The sequence below is a fragment of the Nostoc sp. CALU 546 genome, from assembly GCF_048836525.1.
The window spans coordinates 1-24,377 of the sequence record NZ_JAWJTF010000105.1; the positions used below are offsets into that span (position 1 = coordinate 1).

Sequence of the window (24,377 nt, forward strand, 5' to 3'; positions counted from 1 at the left end):
GACTAATAACCGCTATATCATCCCAATCGTCCCAAAGTTTAATTTCTTTTAGGTCGTTCATAACTTCATCCCTCTATCAAATTATTGATGCTGTTCCGAATGGCACGCTTGTTAAGCCTTAACCCTTGGTATTACTGGTTTTGGGGTGTAGGGTGTGGGGTGTGGGGTGTAGGGAATTACGAACAACTTGGTTTTGTCTAGCGCACTAAAATTCAATTTTTATTAACACTACACCCAACACCCTGCCCTGACGATATTTCACATGAGTCTTCGTGCCATTCGATGCTGTTCCAAAGATAGGGAAAACTAAAACAGACAGTTTCTCTTTCCCCAAAACTTAATTATCTGCGCCGTTTAGGTTTACTCTTATTGCGCTCATACTCAGCAATAATATCCTTGGTCTGTTGTGGAAGAATCACACTTTTATTGTTAAATCGCATTTGATATACCAGATAACAGGGACTTTTGGGATCAGGACAGGAAAGATTTGTTGGCAGATTAATGATTGTTACTCCTGCAAAAGTCGCAGAAGCTAACATGGCAGAGCCAAAAAAGAAAATACCAGAGCGGCCAGAACCGACCCAACCACCGAGCCAAAAAACAAGTCCTTTGAACTGTTCAAAGCGTTTTTGACGAAGTTTTTGACGTTCTAGTTGTGCTTCGTTCCATGCCTGTATTTTTTCCAGCTTGTGAGCAGCTAATTTATTGGCTTTAGCATCTGAGGCTTTTTCGACTTGAATATCAATAGTGCGTTCTTTGGCTGCAATTTCTTGTTTTAATCGGTATTCGTTCCATTCTCTAATGCGTTGGGCGACAGCATCGGCGTGGGCGAAGAAGATGGTAAGGGTGTCGTCTCCCAAGTCACTCCAGATAACTGTAGCCTCTGCTGCTTTTTTTCGGCGATTCTCGCCATGATTCTTTCTTCTAATTGAGCGAAGAGGTTATTTTCAGAATCGCTCTGTTGTAATTTCAGTGCAACATTTTTAAGGTAAAGTGATTGAACTAACTCTGGGGCTTCTTCAGCCTGAGCAGCAGTAATTTTATCAATCAAGCTAGATAAATCTTCTCTTGCCGCTACAGCTTTTTCACTAACATTCTCAATCACTGCATCTAATTTTAATTGTTGAGAATTTTCGCTTTTACCTAGAGTTGTTAAGCTGGCTGCAACTTCTTCAAAGGATTTGTTTTGCTCTTTTATTGATTTGTAGGTTTCAAGAAAGCGTTCGCACTCATCTGGGCTATACTCATCTTGCTCAGATAGTCCGCAGACTTGGAGAATTATTAAAGCCTGAGAAAGTGCGATTTTATAGCCTCTTTCACGAGCAATAACTAGTAATTCAGTGATATCTAATGGTAATTGGGCTTTCCTACCTTGTTTTTTCCCCCCATTTTTCGTTGACGACGAGGAATTGCCCTGAGTTTCTGACAGTGCATTGTCAACAACTGGAGATAATAGAGCCATTACTTCCTCGTCAGTTCCACCCTGCTCAATTAAAGTGCGACATTCACGAAACCTGTCTGCATCATTCTCGGTATATGACTCTTTTTCAGGTATCCCACTCAAGCGTAAAGTCCGGCTAATTTCGGATGGTGAGAGGTTGTTAAAAAGTTCTTGTGGTTGATACATAATCATGAATTCCTATTTAGATAAAGTTGAAAAAGGATTTAACCAGTCAACTTTTAACTGTCTTTCTTCTGTCGCGGGAATCTTAGATAGTTCTGTTGGGGGAATATTGGATGGAAGGGAAAGTGATGAATGTCTTTCTTCTGTTGCGGGAATCTTAGATGGTTCTGTTGGGGGAATATTGGATGGAAGGGAAAGTGATGAAAGTGAATTTCTGTTTACTGCAATCATCGTGGCTGCCTGAGACGGGATTTCTCCCAGCAGTCCCATCAGATATGAAGAGTGAAGTTGAAGGCGGTAAAGACAAGCACGAATGTGTGGTTCTAAATCTACGGGTTGCTCTTGGGCTTGATAGGCTAAAGGAAGCCAATAGCTGCTAATAGCAATTATCACCATATCTTTCGCAGGATAAAGAGTATTTCTGGAGTTTAAATACTTAAACAGCATTGCTTCGGGGCTATCAGTCTTAACTCTACTTCGTAAGCGAAACTCAACATCTGAAAACATTGCTAATATTCCTTTAAAACGAGCAAATTGCTAGGACGCACGATGGTTTGAAATAGCTGATGTAGCGTTTTGATAACGGAATAATCCGTATACATCCGTGAAACGTAAGCACAACGCATCTTTTTTAATCGGCAGGTTAAAAGCCAAGCGCACATCCTCTTCTAATTCTGCCGCCCATGAAAGCTTGGGAGAATGTACCAGCCAATGATTTGAATTTGAGTCACGTTTTGAATTTAGCGATCGCTCACTGCTCAGAAAGGAATGTAGCATTTACCCAGGAAGACTTAGAAAAATTCGTCCTAGAAGAACGTTTAGCCACTGATGTAACAGCCATTGAGCCATTGATAAAATCCCACCAGGAGTTAATCGGCTTGCCAGGTTTAACTCATCAATTTACAACGATGACAGCAGTCCGGCGGGAGTTGGCGACAATAGAGTTAATGCAGCAGACACAAGGCAACGTTAACCCAATTTCGCACCCGGAAGTAGTTGAAAGCCTTTTGGAGAATACTTTACTGAACAAAGGGCAACGGGAAGCGGTAGAATTAGCTGCAACTACATCTGACCAATTCATTGCATGGCAGGGAGTAGCTGGTGCTGGGAAAACTTTTGCTCTTAAAGAACTCAAAGCGATCGCAAGGGATGCCGGCTACACTATTATTGGCTTCGCCCCTAGTTCCTCTGCTGCTAAGGTTTTGAGCGAAGAGTTAAAAATTCAGTCTGAGACTGTTGCTCGATTACTGGTTTCGGAACCACCACCACAGATTGAACCAAATCAAATCTGGATTGTGGACGAAGCGGGTTTACTCAGTGCTAAGGATGCCCATGCACTCCTACAAAGAGCAACCTTACTTAAAGCTAGGGTGATTTTAGTCGGTGACACTCGGCAGTTGTCAGCAGTATCAGCAGGTAATCCCTTCAAATCCTTGCAGCAAGCAGGAATTAAAACCGCACACCTCAATGAATCGTTGCGCCAAAAAGACCCTCAACTAAAATTAGCAGTAGATTTAATTGCTGATGGCAGGATTGAAGCTGGTTTTGAACGACTAGAAGCCAACGGTTCCATACTTTCTATAGATAGTTTTTCCAAAATAGAGCAGATCGCCAATGATTATATAGTAGGGACACCAGAGCAGCGACTCAAAACTCTTGTGTTAGCTGGAACAAATACAGAAAGACTTGCCCTTACCCAAGCGATTCGCTCGAAGCTCAAGGGTGAAGGAACTTTGGGAGAAACTGCAACCATCACCCAATTGCAAACCAAAAATCTGACAAAAGTACAGATGCGGTTTGCCCATAACTTTGAAATTGGTGATGTGGTCATGCCGACACGGGATTACAAACGCCGGGGGCTGGATAAAGGCAAATTATATGAAGTGGTAGGTCGAACTACTGATAAGTTGACCCTAATTGGTGATAATGGTCAGGTAATGGATGTAGACACGGCTTTTGATAAAGCGGTTTACCAGAGTCACCAGATTGAAATTGCTGTGGGCGATCGCTTGCAATGGAAGAAAAACGTTCGGCAATTGGGACGACGCAACGGGCAGGAATTTACTGTAACAGCCATCGACCTGAATATCGTCCAGATTAAATATGCTGATGAGCGTACTGAATCCATTAGTTTGGCACAGGCGCAAAACTTAGACTATGCCCTTGTGAGTACAACATATAGTAGTCAGGGGAAAACTGCGGATCGGGTGTTAATTTCGGCAGATTTCACTATTGGACAGGAAAGTTTTTATGTTGCTGCCAGCCGTGCAAGGCATGAATTAAAAATTTACACCGAAGATCCAACGCGATTGGTAGAGTTGGCGCAACAGTCGAAAGCCAAAGAGAATGCTTTGGAATTGCTACGAAAACAAATTCAGAAATCGACGATTGAGCAGCACCAAGCAATAACTATAAATATAAGTGCCCCTTTTGAGAAGCCAGTACTAAAACAAGAGACGACAGTATCTACTCCTTTTGTCGGGCCAATTGTGAAATCAGTCGCATCTAGCCGGACAACAAGCCATGATTCATCAATAAAAGTATTGAAAGTCTTGCCCGTCTTGAAAGAGACACCAAATTATAATACTCTTGAATCGGTTTTCTCTAAGCCAGTACTGAAATCTCCTGTCCCCACAGAACCATTCTGGACACCCAATCAGACTGAAAAAATACCTAATTTTATTGAACCAAAACACTGGCAAGAGTTTGAATCAAGTGCCATTCATCCTAATATTACAGCGTTGAACTTTGAGAGTCTTCAGTTTAACTATGCAGGTGGTGAGCATGAAGCCTGGGAACGGCTCATGGTCAGCGAAAAGCTGAATCGAACAAATACAGGACGGCTAACAGATGGTTTTATAAGGACATATTCGCATCTTGATGCTGGTGGATGGTGGTGTGATGCTGGAGTTGATGCGCGAACATTTGCTGACTTAAAGCCAGGTGAGAAACCACCGATTAAAAGATGGGGGTGTTACAAACCGAATACGCCCAGACCAAAAAAAGATGATCATGGTCAAATAATTGAAGGGAAATTCATTAAATATGAGCATCCCCCAAAAGTTGAATTAAGTATCTTCTTGCTTAATGTCCCTGAAGATATTGCCGAACGCATCTACTCCAAACACAAAGTTAACCCCACGCAACAGGAGCGCAAATCAGGATTTTGGTACTGTGTCTGGAAACATAATATCCCCTGTGCGATCGCAGAAGGTGCGAAAAAAGCAGCCAGCCTGTTGAGCCAAGGTCACGCTGCCATTGGGCTACCTGGGATTTCGGCGGGATACCGAACTCCCAAAGATGAGTTTGGCAAAAAAATCGGTAAGTCTTATCTTCATGAAGAGTTAGCAGTTTTCGCCACACCTTCTCGAGAAATCAAATTCTGCTTTGACTATGAAACCAAGCCTGAAACGAAGCTCAATATTGAGCGGGATATTTCCGTAACTGGAAGATTGTTGCAGAAGCTTGGAGCTAGGGTCAAGATCGTCAGCTTGCCAGGGCCTTCTAAAGGTGTTGACGATTTCATTGTCGCAAGTGGGCCACTGGCTTACGAAAAATTGAGCCATGAAGCAATGAAGTTAAGGGACTGGCAACAGCACAATCAACACTCAAAAGTTGCTGCAATAGAACCACCCAAACTTCAGCTTAAAGAAAGTTCTTTACAACAAACCTCACCAAATCAACCAATAGGACAAACCCATGACAACCAACAACAACCCAACCCAGATACAGTTATTAACCGAGAAGATAGAGGAATTATTAACCTCTCACGAGAAACTGAACAAGAATTTCGAGCAGTTAGAAATCAACAACTCTCAACTCACCGAAAAAATTCAGAGCTTAGAGGTAGCCCAGCAACAGAGGTTGAGCGACTTCTTACAGCAGTTAGCCGAGACATTGAATGCCAAGAAGTCCTCGAACTTAGAGCCATTAGTGCAAGAATTAACCCAAGCTCTACAGATGATTGGCTTCGAGGTCAACGAGCAACGAACTTCTCAAGACAAGTTAACCCAGAAGATTCAGCAATTATTGACGGCGCAGCAAGTGATGTCAGTTTTGAACAAAATGGAAACGCCAAACGACCAACTACCGAACAACTCCTAAACGCAATTACTGAGGATATTCAACAGTCAGTAGTTGATGATGCCTTGGTTGAAACGTTACCACAATTAACAGAACAACTGTACGGCTATCAACAACACCTCTTAGGAGCCAGAACCAGATTAGATGACTTTGGAGCAGTGATTGCTTCAATTGAGCAACAAATTTTATCAAAAAGAACAGTGGATGTAATCTCTGACTTTATTGAACAGTCAGTAGTTGAGTCCACCCTAACAACTTTGTTGCCACAATTACTAGAGCAACTCTCTCAAGGCAGTCAGCAATTAGCTCACACAACAGCTATTGCTCAACAGTCAGAACTTTCAAGTTCACAAAAAACTGTTTGGGCAATAGCTGAAAATATTGAATACTTGGCTGTCTCCTCTGCCCTCACTGAAACTTTACCGCAACTAATAGAACAACTCTCTCCCTTGAGACAGCAGCAAAAAGGAGTCAGAAGTAGATTTGACGATTTAGAAGCAGTCATTACTCAAATTGAGCAACGACTTTCATCACAAAAAGCTATAGACGCAATTACTCAAAATGTTGAATACTCGGCTGTCTCCTCTGCCCTCACTGTCACATTACCGCAACTAATAAAACAATTTTCTCCTTTGAGACAGCAGCTAAAAAAAGGTATTGCCACATTCGACAAAATATTTACAGCAATTGAGCCATTATCACAACGCCTTGATTTACAAAAAACTATCGATATAATTGCTGAGGATATTGAACAGTTGGCTGTAGAGTCTGCTTTAAGTGAAACGTTACCACAACTAATAGAGCAACTCTCTCAACATCACCAGCATATCTCAGGAAGAATAACTAAATTCGACGACCTAGAAACAGCAATTTCTCAATTTGAGCAGCACCTTTCAACAAAAAAAACTGTCTTATCAGTTCTTGAAAACATAGAACAGTCATTAGTTGAGTCTGCCCTAGCTGAAACTTTGCCACGGTTAATAGAACAACTTTCTAAAACTTGCCAACAGCAAAAAGCTCTTAAACCCGCATTTGATAAAATATCTACAAGAATTGAGCATGAAATACAATATCTTTCTTCACAAAGGACTGTAGACGCAATTGCTCAAAATATAGAACAGTCATTAGTTGAATCCATTATTACTGAAACGTTACCACAACTAATAGAACAACTTTCTAAAACTTGCCTTTCTCATAAGGGAAGAACCACCTTTGAAGGCTTAGGAGTAGCTATTACTCAAATTGAACAACGGCTTGATTCACAAAAAACTGTAGATCAAATTATTGAAAATATCGAATACTCGGCTGTTGAGTCTGCCCTCATTGAAACTTTACCACAATTAATAGAACAACTCTCTCAATATCACCAGCAGCTAAAAGGAGGAAAAACTAGATTCCACGGCTTAGAAGCAGCTATTACTCAAATTGAACAACAACTTTCATCACAAAGAACTATCTTATCAATTGTTGAAGATATTGAATACTCGGCTGTTGAGTCTACCCTCACCGAAACTTTACCGCAACTAATAAAACAATTCTCTCAATATCACCAGCAGCTAAAAGGAGGAGAAACTAGATTCCACGGCTTAGAAGCAGCTATTACTCAAATTGAACAACGACTTGATTCACAAAGAACTATCTTATCAATTGCTCAAAGTATAGAACAGTCATTAGTTGAGTCCATCATTACTGAAACCTTACCACAACTAATAAAACAACTTTCTCAATTCAGCCAGCAGCTAAAAGTAGGAAAAACCACATTCAACCAGTTTCAGCAACTACTGGACAATGAATTCGTAGGGTATTTGACCCAAAAAACTCGAACTTCAGAACACTTAGCTCTTAATGCTATTTCTGACTACGTTGCTCAAGAAACTGTTGCAAGTTATGAGACTGTATCAGCGCTCTCAAAACTGAAAGAATTGCTAGGGGTGAGCCAATCTCAAACTTATACCGAATTTACTACTGCTTTACAAAAGATACTTGACTTGACTGAAAAATGGGGACATCATCAAAATCATTCTCAAGGAAACGTTCAATCCCTCTCAATAGAAGTAGAAACTGAGTTATTAAAAGAGTCAGTTAAATCACACATTAAACAAATAATTCACGGTTTAGATATTGAAAGATTGGCTGCTTTAGTTATGGAAGTAGGAAAATATGTCAAAGGTGAAAAGGTAACAGGAGCAAAGGTCAGCGAGTTATTTACGAGTGTTACAACTGATGCCAAAGCTTTGACTTTTGAGCAAAAAATGAACATCGTTAGGCAACTCATTAAAGATGAAAAACCATCGATTATGAAAAGATTGGGAATCAACTCGCCATCGCCAAATGACAACGAGGAGCATCTACGGTTTCGGCGCTAACTTATCAGTTATCAATTATCAGGTATCAGATATTTCCATCAATTCATTGATAGGTTAGTTGTTCACTGATAACTGTTCACTGTTTTAATTAGTATTGTTATTCCCACTATTTTTAACTGCTTACCTAAGACAAAATTTAATAGTTTCTGACCGCTCACTAAGATTATTTTATCGGAGCGACGAATCAATTGTTTTGATAACTGTCCAGTTATGCCAGTATGCACGAAGAATCCACCACTAGCTCCTTCTCCTTCGATACAGCACAGGAAATCTTTGATGTGTTCTGGGCTAATGTAATCAGCGTAACGCTTAACCTGGATTACATAAAGCTTTCCCAAAATCAACACGCGACCATCTATCCCGCCGTCACCAGTGTACCGAAAGTTGCGTTGGATTTGCCAGCCCTGTTCAAAGCAACAAGTGAGTACCAATTCTTCAAAAACGTAAGGCGATATCCTGCGTAGCGTAGCGATTACTACTGGCAATTTGGCTAATTGAGTTATGCTACGAAGCTCAAGTAATACTTGACTAGCGTACTCAATATTATTCAAGTGTTTCTTAAGCTTTTTAGGTAATCTAACCCTTGGTGTTCGCGCTGGGCTTGGTAGTAATTGCTTCTTAAAATTTTTAGCTAAGAAAGCCTTTTGGATTGGTACTGAGCTTTGTCGTACAGGCTTCTTAAAATTTTTAGCTAAGAAAGTCTTTTGCCTTGGTACTGGGCTTTGTCGTACAGGCTTCTTAAAATTTTTAGCTAAGAGAGTCTTTTGCGTTGGTGCTGGGCTTTGTCGTACAAAATTTTGAGATGAAATGTCAGACGATTTTGTACTCTTAGGTGGTAATGACGATTGCTTAAAACCTTGGGAGCGATACTTTGACTTTGGTATTGAAGGTGGAAATAAAACAAACAGCCAAGCTAGAAAAATCATTCCACCCAGTGCAAACAACAAACCAATGATTAGGATTAGTATCATTTTTACGCTCCCCTTTGATCATGGAACACCATTCCCGGATTTCTCACCACATCTCGAATGGAGGAGTAATGAGTAGTGAGCAAGGAGTAAGGAGTAAAAATCTTAACTTATTACTCATTACTTCTTACTTATTGCTTAAAGAAGTAATGAGTAAAATTCTTAACTTATAAGTTATTACTTATACACAAAGCAGCTTGTGAGAAATGCGGGCATTGCTCCCCTTTGATCATGGCTTACCTGTGCATATTTCTAAATTGTGATTCTTGTTGAGAATCCTGCTGAATTTGATGATGCATATCAACAACAGATTGAACCTTATCAAGTGCCTGTAACTGTTTCTCTGAAATGTTAGCCGATAAAACTCCATCAGTGAGAACAGTCTCGCCGTTTTTGGCACGAACAATTACATTATCGCCAAGGCGTTCAAAATCAAAATTTGTACTTTTAAAACTCTTAGAACCATCAGGGTTATCTTTGCCCAAGATATTCAGCATTGCTTTGACACTCTGTTCAATTGCTTGACCTTTAACATCATCAACAGTAGCCCGTAATTCAGTTCGAGTATTGTCAATAGCTGACTTAACACCCATAAGGCTTTGATCAACCGTGTTTTTAACACTATCTACCTGTGTACGTATCTCTTGAGTTAAGTTAGCAACTTGTTGATTGAGTTCATTTCTTACACTGTCAGTCTGATATTTAACTTCATCCTTGAAGCTAGTAATTTGTTCATTAATTTGAGATTTAAGTGAAGTAATTTCCTTTCTGAGCTTCGTTACTTCGGGTGTCAGCACATCTTTAATCCGCTCAAAAACATTCTTGGCAGTTTGTTTTACCTTGTTCTCAACCGTACCCACCCAATTTTGAAGAACCGTATTTTGAACTTGTGGTAAAAACCGTTCATTTACCTGTGACAATGCTTTTTGGGTGTTTTCAATCAACTGTTGCTGCTTCTCCAAGGATTTACTCATTTCGGCAACTTGAGCAGCTAGTTGTGATAAAGATTCGGGTGAAAACTGTTCTGATTTGATACTATCTACAAGTTTTTGTTGTTCGCTTAGTTTTTTCTGCAATACTTGCACTTGTTTTCCTAAAGCTTCTACACTGTAGATTCGCTCATTACTTACAACTTTATTTTTCTGTGATGCCGGAGCTAAACCTAATTTGTCAGTCAGTACTTCTCCATTTTTAATATGGAATACTTTCTCATGACCAATTTTAATAGAAATTGCCCCTTGAGAATTTTTCGGGTCAGACAGAGCTTTTTTTAAGTTCTCTACTATCGTTGGTGTTAATAAGTTTTTAGAGGGGGATTCTCCCAATGTTCCTTGATAAACTTTGTTAGAGCTAGAGTAAATATGAACATCCTTGCTGGGATCTAATCCTTTTTCTTTAGCTTTGGCATGGATGAGTTTGAGGAGAGATTCTAAAATTTCTAGATAATCTCGCTTAATCTCTTTAGCTTCACCATCATCAATCATTATTTTCACCTTTGAGAATTGACTGAATTAACACATCGGGATTAATCGCTACTTCTGGCAAAACTATTCCACCGAGTTTATTAAGAACTTGTCTCCCTTCAACTTCAATGTAAGCAAATTCTCCATCAATCATCACTGTTATGGATGATGTATTTTTTTCAGCATGAGATGGGACATAATCTTTCAGAACACCATTTAACACAAAAATATTGGCATCATCTGCATCGCCACTATAGACTTCAAGGCACTCAGGAAAATAGTTTGCATCAAAAGGCAAATTATCCCAACTATCAGCAGTGTTTAAAATCTCGCTTGGATATTTATCTGCTAGGGCTGCTATATCAGGAGGGAGTTTAGCAATTTGTTTTCTGTCATAATCAGAGAACGGATAAAACTTACTTGGCGACATGAATTTTCTCCAGAGAACAGAGAACAGAGAACAGAGAACAGGGAACAGGGAACAGGGAACAGGGAACAGAATTTATTGTTGTAGCTTTTTAATAAGAGCAATAATCATCCGGCTCTCTTCTCGTAGTAAAAAGATAATTGATTCTATGTCAGTTTGGCTACATAATCCTACTCTCTGAGATAAAATAATATGTGTTTCTAATTCGTTAAGTGAACCTTGGGCAATGTTAAGAAATCTTATATACTCAGCCGTTGATCTTCTTCCATAGCCTTCTGCTATGTTAGCTGGAATAGATGCCGCAGACCTTCTGATTTGTTGTACCATTCCATACAACTCATCTTTAGGAAAGAGTTTGGTCAAAAAATAGCATTTCTCAGCTATATCTATCCCTTTTTGCCAAATCTTTAAGTCTTTAAAATCATTAATTTCTGACATATAAACCCTTCATTTATTACTAATTTTTTCTATTCCCTGTTCCCTGTTCCCTGTTCCCTTTTTCTTGCCTAAATCAGACTTGCATATTCTGATAATTGCTCTTGATTTTCTATCAAAGGTAACAATTTGATCGCGGAGGCTCGGCGAATTTTCATTTCTTCATCTGCTGGAGTTAAGAGAGTAGAGTTTTTAGATAAGAACTTTTGAAACTCGTACCAAGCTTTCACACTGTCAGCTTCCGATTGGATTTCATGCTGAGGAATCTTAATTGATTGCAAAATTGGCAAACTTATTTGACCACGAGAACGAAAACCTGGACTAATAATTACTGCTTTTCCCGATGGTAAGGTGTTAAATTGATTGACATCAAATAACTTGCGAGTACTGTTTTGGTCAGAATTAGAAATGCTTGCACCACCCTTGCCTCCTGATGAGCGAGAACGTTGCTTGTATTTAATTTCTTCTTCACCTAAAAACTTACTAAATCGTTCGGCGGCGACATCATCTTGGGGATTAAAGAATGCTTTGGTAGCACAACCACCAAATATTGCATTAGTTGTGTTTTCACCATAGGATTCAATCAGCATTGAGAGATTTTGTAATCCCAGTATTGATACCAATCCATCTTCCCGATTCTGATTGAGCCAATCAACGAGTGCTGGTAAATAAAGAGTCGGCAACTCGTCAATCCCTAAAACAATTGGACAAGTACGTTTATTAGCCACATTCCGGCTAACTAATAGATGCAGAATCGAGACTAGCAATGGGGCAATTACATCACGCTTTTCTTTGTTCATCCCGAAAATAACCATTTGCCGCCCCTTCAAATCCAAAGGAATATTGGTTTTTCCACAGAACGCTGCTAATGCCGAGGGAACCATGAAGCGGCTGAACAATCCGCTAGCTGTGCCCACAATACTAGCCGCTGTTTCTGGCGACCCTGCGACAGATACAAACTGTGCGAAAGCCTCTCTAACCATGAAGTTTAGATTTTCTGCTTGCTCAATGCGCTTAACTAACTTTGGCAACCCCAGAATTGCTTGGCACATCATGATATCTGGGAACTCTGTTCCTTTCGCTAGCATAAAGACGGCTTGGACTAACTGATCGCCAGCGTTGGTAAAGAAGCTATTTCCAGAATCTTTATCACCCAATTGAAAGTTGCGATTGAGTGTAATCGCAAGTTGCCGCGCCATTTCGGAATCTTCATTGCTACGAAGAAAGTCTATAGGGTTGGCAACAGCTGATTCTGCAAAGCCTGGGGCAAGCACAGTAACCTGATAACCGCGTTCTATCGCATACCCTGCAAGTATTGGAGCTTGCCCTTTAGACGGAGAATCAGCTGATTCCTGGGAGGCATATTTGAAATCATATAAAGCCAGAGGTAAGCCCTGATCAATTACAGAGCGAATCAGGGGATTAATCATTGAAAATGACTTTCCACTCCCTGGGCCACCACAAACTAGGATGCCTCGCTGTGCCTCTGGAAAATAAAGGGTTGTTGAATCTTCAGGGATGCAAGTTCTACGGACACCATTAATAACCTCGCTCGTTGTATTTTTGGGAGTTCCCACATACAGCGATACTCGGTTATGCAAGCGTTGCTGGATTTGTTTACACGCCAACTGACGAGCCGCTGTTTTCTCTCTTGTCCCGCCCCAGCGCGCGGTCGCTAGCTTGGCAATACCTCCCCTACTATCGATGATTTTGGCGATTACGATCACCGCACCACAGGCAAGTACCCCTAAACCTGCGGGAGAAAACAGCGCTGATTCAAGTCCTGCGGGAATAAATTGATTTGGCTTAACCTCCGTCTTAGGAGTCCCTGTCATCGTCCCGTCCCCACGATAACCAAATCATTCTCACTCACGGGCAACCAGGGAACTGGCCCAATGAAGTAAGGGGTGCAAGTTTTCTGCTGAAATGGCGGTCGCGCACAGATCCTAAAGAATAAGCCAAAGTCGGCAGTCCCAAGGGATTCATTAACTCCAGTTAGCGCCACTTTGAACCCACTACCATACACTAGCCGCCCCGTGGGTTCCTTGCCCCCATTCACGGCGGCAAGAATTCCATAACCGCCCTTAACTTGCTGAGATGAGCCAGATGCCCAGCGCTTGCCATATAAGCCCCCTTGTTCGCCAGCAAAATCCCCCATCTCTAAGTATGAGCATTCAATGCTTGGAGGACAGGCGACCTCTTCAGTGCGGTCGCCTCTGACAACGCTGCCAGACACAAAGTAATTATTCCCAGCCCTTCTGTCGCCCTTTTCTGCCGTACCAAGTACAACAGATGCGATACCCACAACACCAATGCCAGAGCTAATAGGCTGAGGCATTTTATCAAAGGGAACTTGACTTAATTTAGGAATTTGATTGACATAAGCTTGCTGCCATGATTTAAACTTTCCTAATTGAGTTTTGTCCAACCCAGGAATTGAATCAAGCGAATATTTGCTTAGGTCAATCTTATCTAGTGTCAGGTTTGCGGCTTGAGGATTTGAGGCTATGGCTTGAGAAATAGTGCTGCTACCCAGTCCAGCACCATTCTTAGAAAATAGAGCCGCTAATGGGGGAACTTCTGATAGGCTCAAATTGCTTAATTCAGGCATTGCTTTAACTAATGTTTTTGGCGTTTGCCATTGCATTAATCCAAAGTCTTTGAGAGTGGGTTTGGTGGTTGTGGCTGTAGTGGGCAAAGCCACCGTACTAATGGACTTTAAGCTCAATAGAGACATCTTAAAAGCATCATCGGCATCGCCCAGCATCACAACAGAATCTACTTTTTGCCCTGCTGTCCACGAGCGCGAGGGATCGTATCCAAAAGTCGAAATCAGGTTTTTAGGTATCTTTAAAAATCCTGGCTGCTGAACGGGTGGCAAAGTATCCCATGTGATTTTTGACCAGTCGGGGGCAGCAGTTTTGTAATTCCCTTGGGAATGCTCAATTGTCGGGGTAGTTCTCGGTGTCTCTGCGATTGAGGCGGAAAGTGGAACCAGGGAGGCGAAAGCAGTCAGTAGAAAGAGTTTAAACTTCATGATTTTAACAACAGTAAGAGTTAATAACTAGGCTGTTACGGAAAGTATCAACAATTCATTTCCCCACCTACACAAATAGAGAAACTTGTCTAGTTTTTTGCGAAAAACTTTTAATAATTCACTCACAATCGTCCCCATTCAAGTAATTGATGAAAAGTGGTTTTATCGACCTGAGAAAGCGAAATTGCCTCATCTATAGTCTTGCCACGCCGTAACAATTTAATTGCATCTTGTACCTTGTTCCAGGTGGTAGATCCTTTCAAGGGTAGGTATTTAATAAAGGCGTATTTTTGCAGGTAAAATACTATCTAGCTTTTATCAGCAGAATTACTACGGGTGCAGGAGGGTGAATGCAAGTAGGAAAAAGCGAGGAATTAAGAGAATGGACTAGAAAAGTAATTGAAAAAATGCCAAATCTCACAAAACCTCAAGCTGTTGTACTGGCAATGTGGACTTTTGGGATAGTAATGACCCAATCAAGTGGACTGACAACGGTTTCAGTATTTTTAGCAGAACTACTGGGTAAAAAGGAGAATACTATACGTCAGCAACTGCGGGAATGGTATCGAGACGCAGAAGATAAAACAAAAACTGGTCGAACTTCATTGGATGTGACATCTTGTTTTAGTCCACTACTATCTTGGATTCTAAGTCTTTGGCCTAAAGGTGAAAAACGTCTAGCATTGGCAGCAGATGCTTCAACTTTAAGCGATCGCTTTACTGTATTAGCAATTAGCATTGTTTACCGTGGCTGTGGAATTCCAATTGCCTGGAAAATAGTTGAAGCTACCATTCCTGGAAGTTGGAAACCTCACTGGGAAGAATTATTTCGCCATATAGACAAAACTGTACCACCAGATTGGTTTGTAATTGTCACCACAGATAGAGGGCTTTATGCTGAGTGGTTGTATCAACAAATCTTGAACTGTGGTTGGCATCCTTTTATGCGGATTAACCTTCAGGGGCAGTTTCAAATTAAAGGTACTGTTTCTTGGCTACCTCTAAATACTCTTGTTCGAGAAGTTGGTCAGTCATTTGAGTCATTGGTAACTTGTTTCAAAAGTAACCCGATTGAATGTACATTGTTAGCCCGTCATGACGAGGGCTATGCCGAACCTTGGTTAATTCTCACCGATTTACAACCCGAAGTTGCGGATGCTTGTTGGTATTCGATGCGCTCTTGGATTGAATGTCTATTTAAAGACGGTAAAAGAGGTGGTTTTGCTTGGCATCAAACTAAAATGACAGATACCAAACGAGCCGAGAGACATTGGTTAGCGATCGCAATCGCTACTTTATGGCAGGTTAGTGTTGGAGGTGCTATTGATGCCAATTTGCCTATTAGTAGTTTAGACGAATTACCACAAACCCACGTTGCACGACGCAATTTGAAAAATAGTGTCTTCCATCGTTGTCTCTCATGTTTCCGTCGTGGATTTTTAGTGATTAAGGCTGCCGTTCTTAATCGTCTTCCCCTACCTCAAGGTAGCTTTTTCCCTGAACCTTGGCCTTCCTTGACTCCACAACTCCATGTCTCTCAAATCACCCTCTCTACTGCCTGATTTTTAAATACCTACCCTTGAAAGGGTGGTAGATCCGGGTTTAACTTGACCTTTCCGCCCCGCTTCTGCTAGCCCAAAAACGAGAGCATTAGCATCGTTCCTCTGAATCGCACCATTTAGCGTAGTCCCAGGATTGGGGCGTAAAACGGCAACAGGTTGAGGCAGGGAGACTTTTATTGTTTGTGGTGGCGGCGAGGGCTGCGGGAAGTCTGACGGCGCTGATTGCGGCTTTTGAACTGTTAGCGGTTGCGGCGACCTCTGCCTGATGATTGGCAATGGCCGATCTGAGTCAGATTTAATCACCAAGCTCGTATAAGCTGGGTTGCCGCTAGCGGGAACTATCTTAAATTGATATTGTTTTTCATTGGTAAGCACTGTAATTTGAGTGCTTCCATTACTGCTAGAAGTAACGGGAAAGTTGATCGGGTCAATCTGGCGAAGAAAGATTACAGTCGCTTTACCTCCTGTGCAGTTAGAATCACCGCCTGATGACTGGCATAAACCACCGTTTGAGGTAAAAGCGAAGCGACTTGGATCGCCAATCCAAACTTGCTTGATAGTCTCTCCCGTAGACATCAAATTAATAGTTAATCCGTAGCCCTTCCACACCTTTAATTCGATCGCCTTGGAGTTTGCATCATTCTCATGAACCGTTCGGATGGGCATTGCCGACACGCTTGAGGCAGTTGCTATTAAGAGGGTTGTAACAATAGCGAGTTTATTTAACATTTTTCCATTTTTACTGGGAACAAAGAACAGGGAACAGGAAGCGGGGAACAGATAAGAAATTAAAGTTTCATAGTTTAAAGCTCAGTCAAAAAAAATAGTGCCCAGGCGAGCCGCTCCGCCTCCGGTCATTATCTCAATCTCATGTTTAAAAACCATGAGCTTTTCCTGTTCCCTGTTCCCTGTTCCCTGTTCCCTCATAACGATATTGTTTGATTAACGAATATTTGCACTGGTTTGCCAACATCGATCACAAATACTTCTTCTCTACCGCTTAACTGTTGAGAACGGGCGACATTTGAACTTTTGATATTATCGAGAACGCTATTAAATGCACCCTCTCCAAAAGCGGCGGATAAATCTTTTTGCTCGTTGGTAGTGGAGCTAGTAGAGAAGCCATTAGAGTTCGTACTAACTTGAGTTACAGGGCGATTCTGTACCTGGGCAGCCTTCGCAACTCCCGCGACGATCGCAGAAATGAAATTGTTACCCAGGTTGCTACCTCTGCGAGACTCTGCTTTTAAGAAACCACCATCCTTGCCCATTATCAGAACGGCATTTTCTGGGAGTTGCTTTTCTTGCGTATCGCCATTGGAATTGACCAATACTGAAACACCGCGCAGCTTGGCGAAACCCGAACCATTGGACTCTGCTAGTTGAACAACTAGATAAGCGCCCACAGGTACCACATCGCTACCATCTGAGGCTTTTAATGGCTTTGATACTTTCACTAAGTAATTTTGACTGCCAGCGTCACCAGTGCCCCAGGCGATCGGCGTTTCTAGTCTGCCCTCTGCGGTGCTGCCAACGAGTACGCGAAGAGCGTTGTAATTAATGGTAGTGTTCTGGGCTACTTGTGTAGCTCCTCCTGTACCTCCTTCAATTCCATTAGTCTTGATGGGTTTCTCGCTTTCTGATTCATCGACTGAACTCCTGAAACTGCCAGCGTTTGCAGCGATAAGCCATTGCTGAGTGGGGTCTTGGGTGGGGGCGTTGGTTGCAGCCGTTGGGAACGCCAAAGGAGATTGTCTGATCGGCTGGGCAATTTTGGGCTGGGGCTGGGGTCGAGGCTGGGGAATAGATACTCTAGCCTGGGGGAAAGTGAAGGGCGCTGTCGGCTGACTGGCGACTAGGTAAGAACGTTGTCCGCGCTGCACTGGTTGCATCGGAGGGGTAACGGGTGCGATTGGGGCTGGGGCTAAGGTTGCGCTTGGCGTTGGCGTTGGGCTAGGCAAGCGATCGCGAATCTGCTTTAACTCGTAATTTTGGCTAGTCAGAGCAAGCGCTGTTTTATCCTTGCCCGTCTCATTTTCCGGCTCTGCTAGGGGCGTTTGCTCTTCTGTGGGCGGTTGCACAATGCCCTTGGAAAACTTCAGCACATTCATTGAGTTGCCTAGCATTGCCCCAATGAGCGCCACGAAGATAAAGCAAATTAGGGCAACAACGCCCATTTTTAAGAGTGGAGATTGCGAGACTGTTCGAGCAGTAACAATTTCTTCTGGGGCGGGATTCTCTTCTGGTTGAATTGAATCATTAGCCCTTGTTGTTTTAGCGCCGTTCATCGCGGCAAAATCTTGCTCTTCTATCTCAATAGTTGCCTCTGGCAAAGCTGACTGGGTGTTCTGGCTCATAAATCTAAATCCTGGATTTTATAAATTTCTAACCCCGCTTTACGAACCGTTGATGCGGTTTCTTGAACATCAGACGCAAATCTAGGCAGGGCAGCCGTATCAATCGCCCTGACAAATACAGTTTTGTTAAAAGCGATGGGCTTACCAACTAAATTGCTGCCTTGAAAAACAACAATCTCTGCAACCATATCTACTTTCCATTGCCCATCCTTAATGCTAGTCGGCTGACTGATTAGGCTGACTTTTAGGATTGATTGCGTAGACCCATTAAAGACATCGGGCGGCGTCAGATTACTTATCTCCTCAAGGAATGGTGCGCGAAAATCTTCTGACAACGCAAAGCCTGAAGCCCATACACTAGTAGTAATCTTGGCTTTTGATGTCGATATCCCAGGATCTAACTTTAATTGTTTGGTGGGGTCTATCTTGTAATCATCGGTTGGCTTTGGTAGAGCATTCCAACTTAAAAGCCCGGTCATTGTCTGCCCGACAAAATACGTAATAGCTTGGGGTGATCGCTCCAAGCTGCCTATAGGAATAACTCTGATAGATTCGCCGTCAGACAATTCTACCAAGGTTGAAGCTTTAGTTTTAGAAATTGTTCCTAGTCGAGCAAAATTTACAACTTCTATTAATAGAACAATCGCCAATAAAACAGCATTTCCTATTAAGAAAATTGGGGTAAAATTTAACTCTTTTCTCTCTAATAATTTCATCTTCGTAACCCCACGGAGAATTTAACCCCACTAGTGAAAGCTGAGAATACAGCCATTCCGCCACCAGTGCCTATGGCTACCGCGAGTAATGGCGAGAAAATGGCTTGCAAAAGTTGCAACAGCAAAGGATTGCTGGAAGGCTTGGAGACTATCGCGCTGGCAATAATACCTACAGTTATCGAGTACGAAATGAGAACCAATGTCAGCCCTAACCAGCCAGCAAGCCAAGCATAAATAGGCTTGCTTTGGAAAGGCAGTAAAGATAAAACTAGGAAGATTGGCGCAACGTAAGCAACCATTAAAAACGATAGCTGAACTACATATTGAAATGCTGCCGATAACCCACTCAGAATCACATAAACAAAGCCTTGAATCGCGCTGTTGATAAGTTCGCCACTAAGGTCTAATGGGTTCCAGCTTCCTGTGCCAGAGCCTGCGCCAGTCTTTTCTCTAGCCTTCTGCGCGTCTCTCCGGGTATTGTCTATGGCATCCTGAATACAAGCTTGTTTAGGGCTTGATTCCGAGCCTTCCTGTTTCTCACTTCCTAGTGTTTCGCACTTAGCTAATGCTGATTGTGCGGCTATAATAAAGCTTTGATCGGCGTTGACATTTCGTATAGCATCCTTCAGATTTACACCGTTTCTCGTAATACTTAGAATGCTCCTATTTAACCCAGTAGATACATTTTTTAATGCCAGGGTGGTGTTTGCCAGAAGAAAGCCATTATTACTAAGCATTACGATTACTAATAATGGTAAGACCATCTCGGAAACGAAGTCGAAGGCAAAGCCTGACTCTGCATATTTCCGATACCATCCAACAGAAGCGAAAGCGACCATTACAACTGCCGCAAGGGTGGAGATAGCGACAACAGCCGTATAAATTGGATTAGTGCCGGACGCTAACTCTAGCCAATCATTCTCAAACGATTTATAGATTAAATCCGCGCCCTCAATAGCGCCTTGAACTATTTCGCCTGAGTTTGTAGTGCCCGTATTTTCTCCAGGCTGTTGCCCCAATGTTTGAGCAAGAAGAATAGGTAGCGTAATCATTGATTCTTCCAGAATGAATCAGTAGAGGCGGCAGATTGGATGATTTGGCGAGATGCGGCGTTGGACTCCTGATTTTTCGCCGCCGCTTGCTCATCCATGCGGTTAGAAATATCGGCAAGATTGATATTTGTAACAGCCAAAGAACGGGATTGTTTTTGCGCTTCTGCATGGATAGATTTGGCAATTACAACGCCTTGCAAGTTTTGAATGGCGACCTTTTTTAGAATGTCTTGGGTGATTACATCATCCTGCGCGGCGATCGCATTTTCACTTGATTGGGCAGTGGCCTCATTAGTTATTGCTGCCTCCTGCGATTGGACTCTTTGACCCTCAGCACCTAGAACCGATTGGGACTGACCCCGTGTATATTGCTGGTTCCAGTCTTTGATAGCATCTCTGGCTTGAATGCGAGGATCTAGTATTAGTAAGTTGCCCTCTTGCTTCTGAATCACTTTCTCGATATTCTTGCCAGCTTTTAGGGGATCAGGAATACCCAAATCGCCAACGCTAGATTCAATTGCCTGGGTTAATTCAGCTGACAGCTTGCCCAAACTTTTAGAAAACTCCCTCTGATAATTATTGATGTAAGTCTGCAAGCTACTGTAAATCTGTTGGAACTGAGTCAGGAATGATTGGTTTTGCTGCGGCTGGGCTTGGGCATTGGCTGGAAGGCTAGAAAAGGAGATCAGAGTTACTGCGCCTGATATCACGATCAATCGTTTGGTATTCAGCATATAAATCATCAAAATTAACTACAAAAGGTCTTCTAGTACAAAATGATTCCACAGTGGCTTGTCTACTTTTTAAATCAAAGGAAACTGCCCGAACCATTAATGTTTTAGATGGGTATTTTTCCTTGTTTAACAAACTAGTAAAGAACGAATCATCAAAGGGCACAGCATTAGGTGGAAGAGTGGAAGCTGGGGTGCGAAAAAGCATCACATAAGCCCCAGGCTTTGTTAAATCAGGGCTACTACCAACTTGCTCCAATCCGCGTAGTAGCTTGTTGTCGTACTTGAGCGCTCTAAGGCTAGGACTGCGCTTAACTGCGTCCTCTCCTAGCCCTAAGTAGACACCACAGTTAGTCTTCGCCTGCTTGAGAGTCTTCTCTTGTTGGGCTTGGTTATGTTGCCAAACCTGAAAAGCTCCTATTGACGCAACCCCTGCGAGTATTGCCGCTAAAAATTTATTTTGGATGAGCGATGATACAAATTTCATAAGGGCTTACCTTGCTTAATGCACTCGACATAATATTTAGAAAATTCTGCCACCCAGGTGAACTTGTCACTGTGAATTTTCTTAAATTTATCTCGCGTGGCTTGTTCTTCTCTGCTATTAGCGACCAACGCCAGCAGGGGATACGAGGGATAATAGCGGCAGCACACATACTTGTTGTTGTAGTCCAACAGCCACAAAGTGTATAGCTGCTGAATATTAGGGACAAAGCTTTCGTTTTTATCGATAATTTCTCTAGGGATGCCCAGCAACTCAGAGAAACTATTAGCCGCGCCTGGGACAATACGCCCAATCAACCGCAATGGCATATTTTGTAATATTTGTTCTCCCGCCTCCGATTTGGCGATAGAGATAACGTCCTGCGCCGCCAGAAACACCCGACAGCCTTGCTTTCGAGCCGTAGCGCATTTCCGACCCGCAAGCCGCGACAATGCAGAAAAACCAAGCAATACGCTAGCCTCATCCATGAAAAATACACTATTGGGCGAGGAGAGGGATTGACGGGACGCGGCGATATATGCTGACATCCCAAATACCTCTGCGTCCTTTCCTGATTGCAGATTAGTGAGGGCAAAGGTAATCAACTGGCTATCGGCTTGAAAAGTTGAAGGCTTGCAGATAGCGCTACCAATACTACTTGCTTGCCAATACTGTAATCGCAAGCGAATATAATTTAACGCTTTTTCTACGTTGTCATCCTGATAGCCTAACGAAATCCACTCAGGAGAAAAGAATTTCTCCATATCTACCAATGTCGGTGTATTCGCCCACTCTGGGGTGTTTATCCCGGCTTTTTGCGCTAATTCAAATCGCTCTTGGATTTCGGCATCTTCATAAAAGGCTTTTGTACCCAAAGGGATTACAGACTCAATAGTTTGGGCTAGCAACCCATCAAACTTTTGTGTACCTAAAACTAGTTGAAGAACGATTAAATTAATATCATTTCTGTGAGCTTTTGTCCTCTCCTCCCACTGTGACTCAGGAATATTTGATAAGTCTAGAGGCTGCACAAGGTTGTTTGATTCCTTTGAGATATCAAAATAAAACCCATTAAAGTAGGGCGTGAAGTCTCCAAAGGTTCCTGAACCATCATCATTTGGCAAGTCAATCATTAATACTGACATTCCCAACGCCAAGCATTGATAAATAATAGAGGCAATTATTACCGATTTCCCACTCCCGGTAGTGCCAATTACCATCATATTTTTCGGCTTTGATAGGTCAATATGAACTGATGATTGCCCCTCATCAGCTACTAATTCAAAGCCTTGTTTGTCACCGTTAGCTGTCTGGACTACTGGAGTTAAACCAATCACTTCACTAGCAAAGAAAGTAGCTCGGCGGTTGAAAGGAAATGTTAACTGGGGTCTTTGTCTCAACAGCAAAGTGTCAAGCCAGATTGACCATGTATATTGCATTTCCCTAATCAACTCAGCAGGTTGATTGATATACCCTGAAATCAGCCTGCAAGCGTCGTCGATTTCCGAAGGAGAATTGCGATAAACAAGGATTATGACAGCTACATTTTCCGGGACATCACCCGTATAAAGCTGCTTCTGAGCATCGACTGACCGCTCTGTATTAATTTGCGCTCCTACGTCAATAGTCTTTTTGCTGGCGCTAGCCTCGGCATTTATTGACCGCCTCGTAATCAATTGTTGGGTGAGCCTAATCATTTTTTGATCGGCTGGGCTAATCTCTGTTATTATCTCGACATCATAAATAACCTCGCGTGAGAATACGTCCCATAAAAAACGTATTTGCTGATGGGTTGAAGCAAACACTTCTGGTTTTTGGGCAAGGGTCATTACGCCGATATACTTCTTTTTGTCAGTACATTGATTCGGCAAACATACCCAGCGCCTATCAGCGTGGGGTATGCCGTTATTCAGAAGTACGGATGTAGCGTGCAATTGATCGTTATACCGCGATGGGTTGGGCGCGGCTTCGTTAACCTCTTCCCTTAATTCACCAGTATCATAAACCAATGTATGGGGCACTTTTACAGCCTTCGCACCCATTCTATCAACTAGGTCGCCCCACAATTGCTTGTCTGATTTTGGCGAGGGAAACAAGCCCATTTCAGATAGTATTTGTTGGTGGCGCAAAGAGACGATTATTGCTTTTTCAAGAACTTGAATTAAGTTTTGAACAGTGAGTTCGGTCGCTCCTGTTGGGGTGAATTTGCGCTGTAAAAAGTTTGCCAGCTTCACTATCGCTCTATCTACCGCGTCACCACCTTCGGTACCTCCTGGACGGACAGTAAAAGTCGTGTAAATACTGAGCTTGATATCCTTGCGCTGATGATTACGCGTCAGTTCTTGCATCCGCGCAACCTGCCCCCAATCCAAAAATTTTGTCTCTTGAGATACAGGGCTATCTAGTCTCTGACGATAGCTTTCAATCACTTTGTCTTCGTCGCAAAACGAAGACCATCTAAACGTGAATTTCTCACCCTCCGAGAACTCTTTACAGCCGTTCTCAAAAGCCTTCGCCATCGCCTCCAGTCTCTCTGATGAATTAAACAGTGGGTGAAAGCCAGTGCATTCATATCCGAATACTAATTGCAGGGTATTGTTAGTGTCACTTACTTGTTTTTTGCTCAACAAGTAAGCTCCGATTTGATAGTTCCCCTTTTTTAGTTTTACTAAAGTTGCTAAGTCTAAAAAGTCTTCAAATGGTACTATTTTTTGATTACGAATACTGTTTTTTACCATAGCTTAGGCATCCCTTTGGAACCCGCCCTTTTTTTGTTTTGGGGCGAAGTATATCTGATATAGCCGCGTGTGAAAGTTGGAACGCTTGGGAACACTCTTGACCAGAACAAGTAAGGACGTTTGCCAGATAAAACTATCACCGTGGCACTCAACCAAACACCAGCCAGCAGTCCCCAAACTATTCCCACCCCAAACATAATCGCTATGATGAAGCCCACGCCAAACATAAATAAGGCGACTGCAAATTGAAAGCCAGTAAAAATGCCTATTGTTGCATTTTGACCAAGTGACTGATTCACCCGTTTCATCGGCGATTTATTATACTCGCTCATCA

At 42.3% G+C, this 24,377-nt stretch carries 19 protein-coding genes; 2 read left to right on the top strand and 17 right to left on the bottom strand.

Annotated elements, in window-relative coordinates; translation table 11 throughout:
* Window positions 1-341: 341 nt before the first annotated feature.
* Genes RRG12_RS34335 through RRG12_RS34345 form a run of 3 tightly spaced genes read right to left on the bottom strand, consistent with a single transcriptional unit; the run spans window position 342 to window position 2,131 of the window.
* A complete protein-coding gene (locus RRG12_RS34335) occupies window positions 342-860 on the bottom strand; it encodes a hypothetical protein (protein WP_190965091.1) in 519 nt (172 codons plus the stop codon).
* The gene (locus RRG12_RS34340; RefSeq protein ID WP_104899604.1) at window positions 776-1,627 is read right to left on the bottom strand and encodes a hypothetical protein; all 852 of its coding nucleotides are present in this window, start codon (window positions 1,625-1,627) and stop codon (window positions 776-778) included. The genes RRG12_RS34335 and RRG12_RS34340 overlap by 85 nt, the downstream gene beginning before the upstream one ends.
* A 12-nt stretch (window positions 1,628-1,639) precedes the next feature.
* Complete coding sequence (locus tag RRG12_RS34345) at window positions 1,640-2,131, bottom strand: hypothetical protein (protein ID WP_420762298.1); 492 nt, start codon at window positions 2,129-2,131, stop codon at window positions 1,640-1,642.
* Window positions 2,132-2,307: 176 nt separating this feature from the next.
* Between RRG12_RS34345 and RRG12_RS34350 the strand changes: the two genes are divergently transcribed.
* Complete coding sequence (locus tag RRG12_RS34350; protein WP_420762299.1) at window positions 2,308-8,073, top strand: AAA family ATPase; 5,766 nt, start codon at window positions 2,308-2,310, stop codon at window positions 8,071-8,073.
* Window positions 8,074-8,135: 62 nt separating this feature from the next.
* Here the strand turns inward: RRG12_RS34350 and RRG12_RS34355 are convergent, their stop codons facing one another.
* The 6 genes from RRG12_RS34355 to RRG12_RS34380 all read right to left on the bottom strand — a co-directional run bounded on the left by RRG12_RS34355 (window position 8,136) and on the right by RRG12_RS34380 (window position 14,403).
* A complete protein-coding gene (locus RRG12_RS34355) occupies window positions 8,136-9,044 on the bottom strand; it encodes a restriction endonuclease (RefSeq protein WP_420762300.1) in 909 nt (302 codons plus the stop codon).
* A 233-nt stretch (window positions 9,045-9,277) separates the two neighbouring features.
* Window positions 9,278-10,525: a hypothetical protein gene (locus RRG12_RS34360; RefSeq protein ID WP_420762301.1), complete on the bottom strand. Its 1,248-nt coding sequence runs from the start codon at window positions 10,523-10,525 to the stop codon at window positions 9,278-9,280.
* Window positions 10,518-10,934 carry a hypothetical protein gene (locus RRG12_RS34365; RefSeq protein ID WP_193949933.1) on the bottom strand — a complete coding sequence of 139 codons (417 nt, stop codon included), beginning with the start codon at window positions 10,932-10,934 and terminating at the stop codon, window positions 10,518-10,520. Before RRG12_RS34365 ends, RRG12_RS34360 begins: the two co-directional genes overlap by 8 nt.
* A gap of 72 nt (window positions 10,935-11,006) precedes the next feature.
* On the bottom strand, window positions 11,007-11,369 hold the full coding sequence (locus RRG12_RS34370; RefSeq protein WP_163939722.1) for a four helix bundle protein: 363 nt from the start codon (window positions 11,367-11,369) through the stop codon (window positions 11,007-11,009).
* Between the two features lie 68 nt (window positions 11,370-11,437).
* A complete protein-coding gene (locus tag RRG12_RS34375; protein ID WP_420762302.1) occupies window positions 11,438-13,201 on the bottom strand; it encodes a type IV secretory system conjugative DNA transfer family protein in 1,764 nt (587 codons plus the stop codon).
* On the bottom strand, window positions 13,198-14,403 hold the full coding sequence (locus tag RRG12_RS34380; protein WP_190900934.1) for a hypothetical protein: 1,206 nt from the start codon (window positions 14,401-14,403) through the stop codon (window positions 13,198-13,200). The genes RRG12_RS34375 and RRG12_RS34380 overlap by 4 nt, the downstream gene beginning before the upstream one ends.
* 350 nt (window positions 14,404-14,753) lie before the next feature.
* Between RRG12_RS34380 and RRG12_RS34385 the strand changes: the two genes are divergently transcribed.
* Window positions 14,754-15,965 carry an endonuclease gene (locus RRG12_RS34385; RefSeq protein WP_420758009.1) on the top strand — a complete coding sequence of 404 codons (1,212 nt, stop codon included), beginning with the start codon at window positions 14,754-14,756 and terminating at the stop codon, window positions 15,963-15,965.
* Between the two features lie 3 nt (window positions 15,966-15,968).
* On the opposite strand, the gene RRG12_RS34390 is transcribed toward RRG12_RS34385, so the two are convergent.
* The 8 genes from RRG12_RS34390 to RRG12_RS34425 all read right to left on the bottom strand — a co-directional run bounded on the left by RRG12_RS34390 (window position 15,969) and on the right by RRG12_RS34425 (window position 24,375).
* A complete protein-coding gene (locus RRG12_RS34390) occupies window positions 15,969-16,694 on the bottom strand; it encodes a hypothetical protein (RefSeq protein WP_420762303.1) in 726 nt (241 codons plus the stop codon).
* Window positions 16,695-16,888: 194 nt separating this feature from the next.
* Window positions 16,889-18,322 carry a hypothetical protein gene (locus RRG12_RS34395; RefSeq protein ID WP_420762304.1) on the bottom strand — a complete coding sequence of 478 codons (1,434 nt, stop codon included), beginning with the start codon at window positions 18,320-18,322 and terminating at the stop codon, window positions 16,889-16,891.
* Window positions 18,319-19,038, bottom strand: coding sequence for a hypothetical protein (locus tag RRG12_RS34400; RefSeq protein WP_420762305.1), 720 nt, complete (start codon window positions 19,036-19,038; stop codon window positions 18,319-18,321). The genes RRG12_RS34395 and RRG12_RS34400 overlap by 4 nt, the downstream gene beginning before the upstream one ends.
* On the bottom strand, window positions 19,035-20,090 hold the full coding sequence (locus RRG12_RS34405; RefSeq protein ID WP_420762306.1) for a hypothetical protein: 1,056 nt from the start codon (window positions 20,088-20,090) through the stop codon (window positions 19,035-19,037). The genes RRG12_RS34400 and RRG12_RS34405 overlap by 4 nt, the downstream gene beginning before the upstream one ends.
* Entirely contained in the window at window positions 20,087-20,800 is a 714-nt protein-coding gene (locus RRG12_RS34410) for a hypothetical protein (RefSeq protein WP_069074768.1), read from the bottom strand. Before RRG12_RS34410 ends, RRG12_RS34405 begins: the two co-directional genes overlap by 4 nt.
* Complete coding sequence (locus tag RRG12_RS34415) at window positions 20,763-21,308, bottom strand: hypothetical protein (protein ID WP_069074767.1); 546 nt, start codon at window positions 21,306-21,308, stop codon at window positions 20,763-20,765. The genes RRG12_RS34410 and RRG12_RS34415 overlap by 38 nt, the downstream gene beginning before the upstream one ends.
* Window positions 21,305-24,043 (bottom strand): AAA family ATPase, encoded by a 2,739-nt coding sequence (locus RRG12_RS34420; protein WP_420762307.1) that lies wholly within the window; start codon window positions 24,041-24,043, stop codon window positions 21,305-21,307. Before RRG12_RS34420 ends, RRG12_RS34415 begins: the two co-directional genes overlap by 4 nt.
* A complete protein-coding gene (locus RRG12_RS34425; RefSeq protein WP_420762308.1) occupies window positions 24,037-24,375 on the bottom strand; it encodes a hypothetical protein in 339 nt (112 codons plus the stop codon). The genes RRG12_RS34420 and RRG12_RS34425 overlap by 7 nt, the downstream gene beginning before the upstream one ends.
* Window positions 24,376-24,377 lie beyond the last annotated feature (2 nt).

Excerpts from the sequence above, each read along its gene's own strand:
- RRG12_RS34405 (WP_420762306.1), bottom strand. The coding sequence starts at position 20,090 with ATGATTACGCTACCTATTCTTCTTGCTCAAACATTGGGGCAACAGCCT.
- RRG12_RS34350 (WP_420762299.1), top strand. The coding sequence starts at position 2,308 with ATGAAAGCTTGGGAGAATGTACCAGCCAATGATTTGAATTTGAGTCAC.
- RRG12_RS34425 (WP_420762308.1), bottom strand. The coding sequence starts at position 24,375 with ATGAGCGAGTATAATAAATCGCCGATGAAACGGGTGAATCAGTCACTT.
- RRG12_RS34420 (WP_420762307.1), bottom strand. The coding sequence starts at position 24,043 with ATGGTAAAAAACAGTATTCGTAATCAAAAAATAGTACCATTTGAAGAC.
- RRG12_RS34340 (WP_104899604.1), bottom strand. The coding sequence starts at position 1,627 with ATGTATCAACCACAAGAACTTTTTAACAACCTCTCACCATCCGAAATT.
- RRG12_RS34345 (WP_420762298.1), bottom strand. The coding sequence starts at position 2,131 with ATGTTTTCAGATGTTGAGTTTCGCTTACGAAGTAGAGTTAAGACTGAT.
- RRG12_RS34360 (WP_420762301.1), bottom strand. The coding sequence starts at position 10,525 with ATGATTGATGATGGTGAAGCTAAAGAGATTAAGCGAGATTATCTAGAA.
- RRG12_RS34400 (WP_420762305.1), bottom strand. The coding sequence starts at position 19,038 with ATGAAATTATTAGAGAGAAAAGAGTTAAATTTTACCCCAATTTTCTTA.
- RRG12_RS34390 (WP_420762303.1), bottom strand. The coding sequence starts at position 16,694 with ATGTTAAATAAACTCGCTATTGTTACAACCCTCTTAATAGCAACTGCC.
- RRG12_RS34370 (WP_163939722.1), bottom strand. The coding sequence starts at position 11,369 with ATGTCAGAAATTAATGATTTTAAAGACTTAAAGATTTGGCAAAAAGGG.
- RRG12_RS34380 (WP_190900934.1), bottom strand. The coding sequence starts at position 14,403 with ATGAAGTTTAAACTCTTTCTACTGACTGCTTTCGCCTCCCTGGTTCCA.
- RRG12_RS34395 (WP_420762304.1), bottom strand. The coding sequence starts at position 18,322 with ATGAGCCAGAACACCCAGTCAGCTTTGCCAGAGGCAACTATTGAGATA.
- RRG12_RS34365 (WP_193949933.1), bottom strand. The coding sequence starts at position 10,934 with ATGTCGCCAAGTAAGTTTTATCCGTTCTCTGATTATGACAGAAAACAA.
- RRG12_RS34385 (WP_420758009.1), top strand. The coding sequence starts at position 14,754 with ATGCAAGTAGGAAAAAGCGAGGAATTAAGAGAATGGACTAGAAAAGTA.
- RRG12_RS34415 (WP_069074767.1), bottom strand. The coding sequence starts at position 21,308 with ATGAAATTTGTATCATCGCTCATCCAAAATAAATTTTTAGCGGCAATA.
- RRG12_RS34355 (WP_420762300.1), bottom strand. The coding sequence starts at position 9,044 with ATGATACTAATCCTAATCATTGGTTTGTTGTTTGCACTGGGTGGAATG.
- RRG12_RS34375 (WP_420762302.1), bottom strand. The coding sequence starts at position 13,201 with ATGACAGGGACTCCTAAGACGGAGGTTAAGCCAAATCAATTTATTCCC.